7 protein-coding genes are annotated in these 12,000 nt (G+C 37.5%); 3 read left to right on the top strand and 4 right to left on the bottom strand.

Going from position 1 to position 12,000, the window contains the following annotated elements:
• On the bottom strand, nucleotides 1-717 hold the full coding sequence (locus RIV7116_RS14675; protein WP_015119079.1) for an MBL fold metallo-hydrolase: 717 nt from the start codon (nucleotides 715-717) through the stop codon (nucleotides 1-3).
• A gap of 156 nt (nucleotides 718-873) precedes the next feature.
• Nucleotides 874-1,485, bottom strand: coding sequence for a DUF4360 domain-containing protein (locus RIV7116_RS14670; protein ID WP_015119078.1), 612 nt, complete (start codon nucleotides 1,483-1,485; stop codon nucleotides 874-876).
• A gap of 483 nt (nucleotides 1,486-1,968) precedes the next feature.
• On the opposite strand from RIV7116_RS14670, the gene RIV7116_RS14665 reads away from it, so the two are divergent.
• The 3 genes from RIV7116_RS14665 to RIV7116_RS14655 all read left to right on the top strand — a co-directional run bounded on the left by RIV7116_RS14665 (nucleotide 1,969) and on the right by RIV7116_RS14655 (nucleotide 6,306).
• A complete protein-coding gene (locus tag RIV7116_RS14665) occupies nucleotides 1,969-3,507 on the top strand; it encodes an NAD(P)/FAD-dependent oxidoreductase (protein WP_015119077.1) in 1,539 nt (512 codons plus the stop codon).
• A 144-nt stretch (nucleotides 3,508-3,651) separates the two neighbouring features.
• Complete coding sequence (locus RIV7116_RS14660; protein ID WP_015119076.1) at nucleotides 3,652-4,866, top strand: FAD-dependent oxidoreductase; 1,215 nt, start codon at nucleotides 3,652-3,654, stop codon at nucleotides 4,864-4,866.
• Between the two features lie 18 nt (nucleotides 4,867-4,884).
• Entirely contained in the window at nucleotides 4,885-6,306 is a 1,422-nt protein-coding gene (locus tag RIV7116_RS14655; RefSeq protein WP_015119075.1) for an efflux RND transporter periplasmic adaptor subunit, read from the top strand.
• Between the two features lie 1,087 nt (nucleotides 6,307-7,393).
• Here the strand turns inward: RIV7116_RS14655 and RIV7116_RS14650 are convergent.
• Nucleotides 7,394-10,672, bottom strand: coding sequence for a PAS domain S-box protein (locus tag RIV7116_RS14650; protein WP_015119074.1), 3,279 nt, complete (start codon nucleotides 10,670-10,672; stop codon nucleotides 7,394-7,396).
• A 625-nt stretch (nucleotides 10,673-11,297) separates the two neighbouring features.
• Entirely contained in the window at nucleotides 11,298-11,861 is a 564-nt protein-coding gene (locus tag RIV7116_RS14645; RefSeq protein WP_015119073.1) for a rhodanese-like domain-containing protein, read from the bottom strand.
• Nucleotides 11,862-12,000: the final 139 nt, after the last annotated feature.

Raw genomic sequence — 12,000 nt, 5'->3', positions numbered from 1 at the left:
TTAAATTGATTTTCCCTTTTGTTTTATTTGCTTATTATTGTCCGCGAACAGTTTCATCGCAAATGGCTCGCCATGTCCGGGATATACTGTATTTATTTTTAAACTTTTCAATTTTTCTACACTGCTATTTGCTGCTTCTAAATCGTCGATAATAGAACTAAAAGCTGGTTTATCTATGTTTTCGAGCAAATCGCCACAAAATAAATCCCCTGTTCCCTCTAGTAGAATTCCTATTGAACCTTTAGAATGTCCTGGAAGATCAATCACTTTAGCGTCAAATCCATATTTAGATAAATCATATCCATCGTCGAGATATAAATCTGGTTTACATTTTTCCAAGTTACCAAATCCGAAGATGATTGGAATAATCGGAAGCATGATTCCGAGCAAAATATTGGGCTTCTTTCTGTTGAAAAACATATCTCCGCGTTCGAGCATTCCTGAATCGCTGGAATGCATGGCTATTTTTGTCGCGAACCTATTACGGAGGTAAGCAGCATTTCCCGTATGGTCAAAATCTCCATGTGTTAGAATAATTAGCTTGAGATTTCCCGGTTTACAACCTGCACTTTTAAGCACTCCCTCAATCTCTGTACGTATATTTGAACTTCCGGTGTCAATCAGAATATAGTCAGTACCGTTTTGTAAAAGGTAACAGTTGACGCTACCTAAATTTAAAGGTAGCAATAAGTTAATGGGTTTGATTTGAGTAGCCACATTTCCACCTTTTCTAAATCGAAAATGAACAAAATTGGTATGAGATTGGCGGTGTTGTCAAATTTTAACAACACCGCTAGCAGGACATATAATTCGTTATTAAGTTTCAATCAGAAAGTCAGAAATAATATTAACGTTTTCCAACATTAATATTCATTATTTATTGCATGAACGATACTTAATATGGTACTTCAAACCACGATGCGCGAGGTCGAAAGAGTCAACTGTTGCAATTCCCTTGCCACGAGCGGACATTGATGCATTAACTCGCATATTTAAACTGTCACCACAGCGCGACCATACATTGGCAACAGTTGCTAAGGGATCTCGAACAAAATATTCGGCTTCACCTCTGAAATTTCTGCTGAAAACCGGTCCGCGTTGACCGGCAAAGAAATACTCTGCTCTGAGTCTTGCGACGGTTGCAGGAGCTACATAGCCTCGATAGTCAGCATCATAGAGAGAGATTTGAAACCCTTGAGGAACTTTTATTGGAATTGATAAGTTACAGCTTTTACGACGAAGTTTCCGTTTAGTTGCATCTGCGATGAATTCATCAAACAAAATACTTAATTCTTGAGCGTCGGGACTAACAGTAACGCTGGCTGACCTGTCAGGGCAACCGCTACCGCCGTAACCAACATCGTCAACAATTCTGACTTTTGGTGCAGCTAAAGCAGGTGCAACCATAGCAGCCATTAGCGTTGCTGTAGCCAACAAAGTTGCAACAAAATTAATCGATGTTTTACGTCCATTTTGATTATTCATATGTGACCTCCTAGAAAACATAAGTCAGGAGGCAGATAGTAAAAAGAATATTGAATGAGGTAAATAAACTTTAATTTCATTCATTACGGAGCAATAAAATAACTCTTGCTGGAATCTCTGGACTAACAAGTTTTTATTATCGTTGAAACATAGCGGCTTAAGATTATACTTTCTGCTAGATTTCTAATAAATTTTGCTATCTTATATCTTACTTCTGGCTTATGTAAAGTTTCTCAAGCTAATTTTTTAACTGTCCTTTGATCTTAAAATCTAAATTTGAGGAAATTGTGATTATTTGTTTGCAGTTGGCAAAAAAGGCACTTTATTTGACGATTATTGCTGATATTTAATATTTTATTTATTTTTCATTCAAGACTATATAAGCTGTATAAATTCATTCCTCACAACTTTCTCAAATTTATTTTCTAAATTAAATTTTATGCTCGACGAGAGTATAAATGCAGTTATTTAATAAAACTAGTTATGAAAACTGATTACTTGATTTTAGGTAGCGGTTTATCGGGGTTGGTGTTTGGCTCGCTGATGGCAAAATCTGGAAAGCGAGTGCAGGTTTTGGAAGCCCATGAGTACCCTGGTGGATTTGGTCATACTTTTACTATGGCTAAAAAATATCACTTTAATGCCCAACTTCATTATGTTTGGGATTGTGGTGAAGGTAAACCGGTAAATCAAGTCCTGAAAAAACTTGATTTAGACCAAGATATTACCTTTGAACGGTACGATCCAAATGGATTTGACCATATGAGAATGCCAAATTATGCTTTGGATATTCCCTCTGATTCTCATGAGTTGATTCGGCGACTTACAGATTTGTTTCCTGAAGATGCAGAGCAAATAAGTAAATTCGTTTTTGAAGTTAAAAAGACTAGAGAAGGATTAAAAAGACTAGCTCCTCCGGTGAATCCTGGGGAATTATTCACCCATTTCGGTGAAGTTAGCTGCGCCGTGAGATATCTGCACAGCACCCTACAAGATGTTTTTAATCGGTTCAAACTACCTCAAGCGGCGCAAACGCTTTTAGCTTCGCAATGGCCTGACTTTTTACTTCCACCAAATCAACTTTCTTTCTACGCTTGGGTAATTTTATTTTCAGGATATCAAGAAGGAGCTTATTATCCTACCCGTCATTTTGAAGCTGTAATTGACGGATTAGTCAAAGCGATTGTGGACAACGGTGGCGAGATTATTTTCAATACTGAAGTTGTAAATTTTCTAGTTGAGCATAAAACGGTGACGGGTGTTGAGGCTATAAATTTAATTACCCACCAAACTTCTAAATTTACTGCCGATACCGTCATTTGCAATATAGATCCGAAAAAAGCCGCCAAAATGATTGGATATGAAAAGTTTTCTCCGACGGTACAAAAAAAACTCAATTACGAATATTCTCCCTCTAACTACATGGCATACTGTGTAGTCAAAGATATTGACTTGCGAGACTATGGATTTGGTAAATGGAATACTTTTCATACAGGACATCAAGACTTGAATGAGGCATTTCATCAAATGTACGAGCAACACGATTACTCAAATCCTAGCTTTGCCATTACTACCCCCACGCTATTAACTACCGAGGAGCGCGATTGTCCGGAAGACTGTCAAATTATCGAGTTTCTAACTGTGGCTGACTACAGCTATTTTCAAGAACTTAAAACACACAATAAAAAAGCTTATCGGCAAAAGAAAGAGGAAATTTTAAACTCTATTCTAGATGTTGTCGAGAAGCACTATATTCCAAATATTCGGCAACACTTAGTCTTTAAAATTACCGGAAGTCCTACAACTAACGAACGTTTTTGTCATTGTCCTCATGGTAATTCCTATGGTTCTAGTCTCACACCTAAAAATATGGGAACTGGTCGATTAAATCATCAAACCTCTTTGAAAAATTTGTATTTTTGCAATGCTTCATCGGGTTATCCAGGATTTGCACCGACATTCTGGACGGGAGCGCTTTTATATCAAAGGCTGTCGGGAGACAAGATTTTAACTAACAGTTAACAGTGAGCAGTGAGCAGTTAGCAGTGAGCAGTGAGCAGTTAGCGGTGAGCAGTTAACAGTGAGTAGTGAACAGTGAGCAGTGAGCAGTTAGCAGTTAACAGTGAGCAGTTATCAAAAAGCAAATTAATATCTGGGAATTAAGAAATGAGAATAGCGATTATTGGCGGGGGAGCCAGTGGTTTAGTTACGGCTTATCTTTTGGATAAACAAGGTCATCATGTGACGGTGTTTGAAAAACAACCTATTCTAGGGGGACACATTCGCACTCTTAATAAAAACGTTAAATCAGAACAATCTAACTGTGACGAATTTTTAGAAGGTGGAGTACTGGAATTTCCCAGTAATTTTTATAACTTTCTCAATCTGATGCAAGAATTGCAGGTTGATTTAGAACCTGTAAATTTAGCTTCGACGATGTTTTTCAAAAATGGTGCTCATATACATTCTGCAACAGCAATCCGAAAAAATTTCACTGGAATACAGCGACTAATTGAATATCTCAAGCTTGAAGGTTTATATGCTCGTTCGGCTGGTTTTTGGTTAAAAAGTCATCTTGCTCAAACAGCATCTGTTTCTAATCGACCTTTATCTCACTTTTTAAAGACTCCATGTATTAGAAACACTTGGATAAAACTATTGGCGATGTACAGTTATTCGATGCAGTTTGAACTGATTGATAATTTTCCTGCGGAACTGGGGATTCTCTGTCTGCGAGATTACATTTTTATCAACTGGTTTAGAATTAAAGGGGGAGTGTATTCCTATATTGAAAAGATTTTGCAGCGTTTCAAAGGAGAAATTTTGCTGAATGTCAATGTTGCATATACCTCAAGAATTAAGGATGGTGTAAAAATTGAATTATCGGATGGTTCAACCTACAGATTTGATAAAGTTGTGTTTGCAACTCCACCAGATAGAGTTTTAAAGCTATTATTAGATCCGACAGTTGCAGAAGTTAGACGCTTTGGGGATTGGGGAAATAACCAAATTTCCACCCTGATTCATACTGATAATTCGATGTATAGTAGATACGGTATTAAACAACCTTCGGAGTTTGATTTTTTCGAGACAGCAACGGGATGGGGATACAATGCCTATCTTAATCAACTATGCGGTGTCTCATCTGACGTTAAATACAACTTAGCGTTTAACATCGAATCTTTAATTAATCGAGATAAAATTATTCAACGTTTAGAACATGATACCCCGTTGTATACAGTTGAATCTTTTCGATACCGAGATGAAGTAGTTGAAACCAATGGCGAAAACCATACTTATCATGCAGGGGCTTACTTAGCAGATGGCTTACATGAAGGTGCGATCGCATCGGCAATTCGGGTAGCTCAATTAATCGGATAGCCTAGAATCACAGTGCTTATGAACAAACTATTTTTCCCCGAACAAAAAGATAAACACCAGCAAGATGGTAAATCTAATTGGCTCAAAAAACGTTTTCCTAAATTCACCACTCAGCAGTTAATTTATACTTCCATAGGACTCACAACCTGCGTACTTGTTGTTTTCGCTTTTCGTCCCACACCAATATTGGTAGATACGAAACCTGTCGAACAAGGTACGCTGGAAGTAACGGTAAATGCTGAAGGTAAAACTCGAATCAAAGAAGATTTTGTGATTTCGGCAACTGTAAACGGTCGCCTTGATAGAATCAAGTTAGATGAAGGCGACTCTGTGAAAAAAGGAAATGTAGTTGCAACTATCGATCCTTTACCGTTAAATACAGCTGTCAAAGAAGCTTTGGGAAAATTAGCAGAAGCAAAAGCACAGCGTCAAGGAGTCGCAACTTTAAGACCAAAATCAGAAAAACTAGCGCAAACTCGCAGTCGCATCAGTGCAGCTAAAGCCGAGCGACTTCAAGCTGAAGCCGAGGTAGCTCAAGCCCAAGCTGCACTCGCTCAAGCACGACGAGATACACAACGCGCTCAAGAATTAACAGCAAAAGGAGCAATACCCCATCAAGATAAAGAAAGAGCAGAACTTAATCAAACAACAAAAGAAAAAGAGCTAGAATCTGCTGTTTTAGCAGCAACATCGGCAGGCAAGGAAGTAGAAGCAGCACAAGCAGAGCTACTGCTGCTGCAAAGAGAACAGCGCGATCCCGATTATTTACTTAAAGTCTATGACGCTCAAATTGCTAGTATTGAAGCCCAACTTTCCAAACTACAAGATGATGCATCACGGACTAATATTTATTCACCTATTGATGGACAAGTATTGCGGATACTACAAAAAAGCTCAAATTTTGTCAGTGAAGGCACTCCATTAATCAAAGTAGGTAATCCTCAAGATTTAGAATTAGTAATTGATGTTTTATCGCACGATGCAATCAACATAAAACCAGAAGATGTAATTTTAATTGAGCAAGGAAATAATAATCTTCATAACTCTACTAAAAAATCTTTAAAAGCCAAAGTCCGCTTGATAGAACCATCAGCTTTTACAAAAGTTTCTGCTTTGGGAGTAGAAGAACAACGGGTAAATGTAATTGGCGATTTTGTTGATTCAGCTAGTTACTTTGGTGATGCTTACCGCGTTGACGTGCAAATCGTGGTCTGGGAAGGGAAAAACCTTTTAAAAGTACCTTTAAGCAGCATTTTCCGCTGTGACGGAAGTTGGTGCGTATTTATCCTCAAAGATGGAAAAGCGCATCGCAAAACCATAAAAATAGGAAATCGCAGCAACTACGAAGTCGAAATTAAACAAGGACTTAACAAGAATGACATAGTCATCTTATATCCAAGCGAACAAATAGAAGCAGGTACCGCTGTTAGAGCTAGATAAACTCAAATCATACCTTTACAATAGTTTACATATTTGCCAGTACAAAGTATCAACATGATTCAAAAAGTAAACAATATCGAATGATAAATCTTGATGCAACTTAAAGGTAAAGATTCGTTGCAAAATATTCTACCTTTCTCTAGTAATTGCTATATTAAAGGTGAAGCAAAAAAGCTTCCCTGGCAGATAACATAGCCTGGTAATTACAGGTTAAATCAAGTGAAGAGGTAAGAAAACTGTTTCATAATCTGTCTCGAAAACCAACAACACCCAACTCGAACGCTTATAATTCCTCGTTGTGAGAGTCAGGGGGCAACGTAACTAGTCATTGATTAGTACGTCCCTGTGAAGATAACGAAAAAGAAGGAATCACTGAGCCAGTAGGTGCTTGGGTGTTGTTGTTTTAAATATAGAAATTTTCAAATATTCGATGCAGCCAACATTATAAACAGTGATATTTTTTTCAGCGATCGCTTTTGGGTTAAAAAAACTGGCGTTGCTGAATTGACATATGAATTTGTTTTGCTTGTATTTATCCCCCTAAATCTCCCTAGAGAGCGGAGACTTGAATGATTTTTCTTTCCCCAGAATTGCTGGTAAGGGGGTAAGTCATACTTTTACTTAGCAACGCCAAAAATCTGTAAATAGTGATTGAAAAATAATTTTGAATTAATAAACTAAAGAAAATAGTCTTATATTTAGAGGCTAAAGGTGATGCCCAATAAATATAAAACTATCTTTGTGAAAGGCAATCAGTTTGCAAATCTGATTACTGGCAAGTTCAATATATAAAGTAAAATAAAAATATGAGGAACTTGTGAGGATTTTTTGAACTAACTTCCCAGCTTTAAGTACTTAGACAAAATTAATTGTATGTTTGTCATTGCGAGTTGAACGGAGTGAAACGAAGCAATCCCAGAGTCTTGCGATGATCCACAGCTTTGCTGAATGCTTCGCTGTCGCTGGCAATTACACAATTAATTTTGCATACCCACTTATGATTACTTATTGAATCAGAGGGGGAAGAGAAGGAAGAGTGGTTAGAGTGGGTAGAGCGGGTAAAGAGAATAAATTTTTATAGGTAATTTTAAAGCGAATTGAGATTAAGAAGTTGATGCAGCTTTCTGAGTAATTCTTCGCTGGTATAAGGTTTAGATAAAAATAATTTGGCACCATTGCTCATCGCCGCATTTATCTTATCGCTAGTAGATAATCCGCTGATGGCAATTATTTTAACTTGAGGATTGATTCTTTGCAGCGTGCGAATAGCTGTTACACCGTCCATTTCTGGCATCATCATATCCATTAAGACGGCGCTGATTTCATTTTTGTGTTGGGCATAAAGCGCAATTGCTTCAATTCCATCGTAAGCAGTAAGTACTTGATAGTTATGATTTTCTAGAGATATCTTAGTAATATCCCGAATACCCATCTCATCATCTACTAACAGGATTAATTCTCCGTTGCCTTGAGGAATTTCTGTTTTTTCATCTTGAATAGTTTCTTCTGTATGCACTACTGGTAAATAAACTTGAAATTTAGTTCCTTCACCAACTTCGCTATAAACATTAATAAAACCACCGTGACTTTTAATAATACCAATTGTGGTTGAAAGTCCCAATCCAGTACCTTTTCCTTGTTCTTTGGTAGTAAAAAATGGTTCAAATATTCGCATCTTAGTTTCTGGAGGAATACCCATACCCGTATCAGAAACTGTAATTGAAACATAATTTCCCACGCTAGCATCAAGATTCATAGAAGCGTAGTTTTCATCAATATCAATATTTTCAGCTTGGATACTCAGCGTACCTCCTTGCGGCATGGCATCGCGAGCGTTAACGCAAAGATTCATTAGCACCTGATGGATTTGTGTCGTATCGGCGCTAATTAACTGTAAATTATTGGGTAAATCAACTTGAATTTCAATTGATTTGGGAAAAGTGTTGCGAGCAAATTGCTGAATTTCCGAAATAATATGCTTTACTTGAATCGGAGTGCGATCGCTTTGCACTCCTCGGGCAAAAGATAGCACTTGCTTCACCAAAGTTGCTCCCCGTTTGGCACTGATTTCGAGGATGTTAAATAAATGTTGGGTTTGCTCGTCTACCTTGGGAAGTTTTAAGGGCAGAAGCTGAGAAATTGCCAAAATCGGGGTGAGAATATTGTTTAAATCGTGAGCAATCCCCCCAGATAATGTACCGATACTTTCCAAACGTTGAGCGCGGAGAAATTGAGCTTCTAATTTCTTTGTCTCGGTAATATCGGTATTAACAATTAGCATTGATTTGGGATTTCCTTGCTCGTCGCGAACTAAACTCCAACTACTAAAAACTACGATATCGTTACCTTGCTTGGTAACTTGATGCAATTCACCTTTCCAGTAATTTTGTTTTAACAATACTTGATGTATTTCTTCTAATTGTGGTGGAGAGTCGCGGTAAAGTAATTCATTGGCATTTTTGCCCAAGATTTCTGCTGAGGTATAACCATACAAACGTTGGGCACCTTGGTTCCAAAACAAGATTTGGTTTTGCAAACCTCGAACCATAATTGCATCAGTTGCAACATCGAGTAAAGCAGCTTGTTCGTGGATTTTTGCTTGTGAGTGGTTGTACTCGGTAATATCTCGCGCTACGGCATAAATTAGTTGTTGGTAAGCAGTCGCATTCCACTGCATCCACTTGTAAGAATCATCTTTAGTACGGTAGCGGTTTTCAAACGCAATCGTTTTGACTCCCCGCGAAAGTTTATCCATTTCCGCTAAAGTCGGTGCGACATCGTCTGGATGAATGAAACTTAGAAAGGGCTGTGCAATTAATTCTGCTTTTGTATACCCCAAAATTTCTTCAAAAGCTGGGTTTATCTGTTTGAAATAACCATCAAAACCAGCTACACAAAGCATATCTAAAGAAAGCGTAAAAAAGCGATTTAAATCTTCTTCTAATTGCTTTTTCTCAGTAATATCAATTCCAGTGGCAATAATATATTTAACCGAACCATCATCATTAAGCAAACAGGTATTTGACCAGCTAATTAAGCGGCGACTTCCATCTTTGGCTACCCAATTATTTTGGTTTTGATTGGGAAATTCACCTCTTTTAAGTTGCTCAAAAACTTCTACGGTAATTTCTATGTCTTCGGGAACAACTAAATCCCATACCTGGTTATTTTCTACTTCTTCAAAACTATAGCCGGTAATTCGTTCGCAGGCTTGGTTAAAGCTGACAATTTTTCCTTGTTTATTGAGGACAATAATTAAAGCACCAGCAACATCTAGGATCGCAGATACTAAATTTCTTTCTTCGCGCAGCGCTTTTTCTATTTGCTTGCGTTCTTCAAGTGCAGTTTGAACTTGCTCGTAAAGTTGAGATTGCTCGGTGTAGTTTTGCGATAGCTCGCTTGTTTCTACTTCTAACCGTTCAACCTTATACTGCAATAATTCCAGCACCCCATACATCTCAGTGGGATCTAAAGCTTGTAATAAAGTAGTTTCTGTAATTATGCCTCGTAATTCTCCTTGCTCCCCAGCTACTACTAATCTTCTTACCCGATGAGATAGCATTTTTCGGTGTACGTTCCATAATGATTCATCCGTACCGATCAAAAACAACGGCGTACTCATTACCTCTTGTACTTGAACCCGTTCTAAATTTAACTCCAATTTTTGAAATTGAACAATATCCCTTTCGGTAATGATTCCGATAGGAGAGAGGGAAGACGGGGGAGATTTTACAGTTGTATGGTCATTCTCATTAACCAATGCTTCATTTTCGCGGACGATTACCACGCAGCTAACTTGATGCTCTACCATCAATTTAATTGTATCGAGTACCGATACTGTTCCAGGTGCGTTAATTATGTGCTTATTCATAACCTCTTCTACTCGACGAAATCTTAACCACTCCGTAGGATGCAGCGCTCGTCTCATTCCTTCGGTGGTGATTACCCCTAAAAGTTGGTTTTCTTCATCAACAATTGGTAGATGTCGAATCTTGCGATCGCAGGTTAAACTCAATACAGTAAAAACGTCTTCAACTTCAGAAGCTTTGAGCGTTACCACTTCTTGGCTCATAACTTCTGCAATGGTTGTATCCTGCTGAATTCTATCAGCAGCAATTAGCCGCACCATATCGCGCTCGGTAAAAATACCAATTATCTGCTCTTGTTGCATTACCAAAGCAAAACTGGTGTGAGATGGCAATATTGCCGAATCATCTGTTGCTGAATTATTTTGACTGAGATCGCAAATCCTTCTCAACCCCTGACTCATTAACTGAACTACCTCAATTAAAGGCCGATCGGGAGTAACAATCAAAGGATTGCGTTCTATTGCCTGTTCCAGAGAAAATTGCTGGTTCTGCTGCATAATGCAAGTGGGGATGCTAGCCTTTATGAAAAAGCAGTTTTATACTTTTAATCCTTACAATAAAACAAATTTAAGATTTGTGTAAGGTTTGAGTTTTTCATTTTACTGCTTACTTAGAAAAAATTGAAAAAAAAGGAAAAGTCTACGCAGTAATAGTTAGCTCGCTGAAATCATAAATATATTTATCAAAATTATCAAAATTTATTTTGTCAAAGATTTTAAATACTCTAGAGAAACATACTTATTTTATACTATGAGATTTTTACATCAACAATTGTTGTTGCATCTATAAAATGGCAAATCTGAGTAATATAGAGATTGGGCAAAAATATCTTTCAGATAGTTGGACAGTAACTCTAATGGTATTTTTGTCTAGTTCTAAATGATATGTCCGATTAACTTTATCCAGATATAGAGACGTGTCACTGCTACGTATTTGTAGAGTAAAATTTAAGGCGCTTATAAATATTTAAATAAAATAGAAGTTAATTATTTTTATTCCGCGACAAGCAAGAAGCTGAGAATAAACATAAAGTTGAAAAATTTATCTTATTGCAGCACAAATTTAGAGACGTTACGCCCGGTAACGTCTTTGTATTTATATGGTATGAGGATTTTATTTTATTCAAACCAGCATATCTTCAAGCTTAACTTTCGGCTGATTGTAAGATAATTTGGCTAGTAGCAAAGCTAAAGCGATAGTATCCGTGACTCCGGCAAATACTAATTGGGCACCTACCAAAGCACTAATAATTAGAAACCACGGAGATATAAAAGCACCCAGGATGATTCCTAAAATTACTAAGCACCCTGCAAAGATTTGAGCTTGGCGAAACATGTCAATTGCTTCTTCTGTACTAACTTCAGTCGGGTATCCTGCACTTTTCCAGGCTGCTAGACCTCCTTTCAGATAAGTAATATCTCTGAATCCTATCGCAAACATTTTATCTGTAATTTTAGCCGAACAATTACCAGATTGACATTGTAAAACAACTTTTCTACGTGCTTCATTCGATATTCTTTCAGGGTGAAAATGGGAAAGAGGCATCAATTTAGCACCAGGGATATGTTCGGCTGCAAATTCGTTTTTTTCCCTAAGATCAATTAGCAATGCCTTATCTTCTTCCATCCATTGGTTGAGTCTGGCAGCATCAACCTCTTGCAGTTTGTTTTCAACAAAGCTAGTCATGATGATATATCCTTTTTTAAATTGATAAAGAGTCATGTCAGTTACCAGTTAACAGCGAGCATTTAGCAGCTAGTGCTTTGTCTCATAAATTTTGATAGGTATTTTGAGGGAGGGGGTCGAAAAAAATATTTGTTTATAC

The sequence above is a fragment of the Rivularia sp. PCC 7116 genome, from assembly GCF_000316665.1.
Taxonomy (GTDB): domain Bacteria; phylum Cyanobacteriota; class Cyanobacteriia; order Cyanobacteriales; family Nostocaceae; genus Rivularia.
Note: the sequence above shows the minus strand (reverse complement) of the source record. Positions and strands in the feature narration are given on the sequence as shown.

Bases quoted from the DNA above. Each gene is read 5' to 3' on its own strand.
- RIV7116_RS14670 (WP_015119078.1), bottom strand. From the start codon at position 1,485: ATGAATAATCAAAATGGACGTAAAACATCGATTAATTTTGTTGCAACT.
- RIV7116_RS14660 (WP_015119076.1), top strand. From the start codon at position 3,652: ATGAGAATAGCGATTATTGGCGGGGGAGCCAGTGGTTTAGTTACGGCT.
- RIV7116_RS14665 (WP_015119077.1), top strand. From the start codon at position 1,969: ATGAAAACTGATTACTTGATTTTAGGTAGCGGTTTATCGGGGTTGGTG.
- RIV7116_RS14650 (WP_015119074.1), bottom strand. From the start codon at position 10,672: ATGCAGCAGAACCAGCAATTTTCTCTGGAACAGGCAATAGAACGCAAT.
- RIV7116_RS14655 (WP_015119075.1), top strand. From the start codon at position 4,885: ATGAACAAACTATTTTTCCCCGAACAAAAAGATAAACACCAGCAAGAT.
- RIV7116_RS14645 (WP_015119073.1), bottom strand. From the start codon at position 11,861: ATGACTAGCTTTGTTGAAAACAAACTGCAAGAGGTTGATGCTGCCAGA.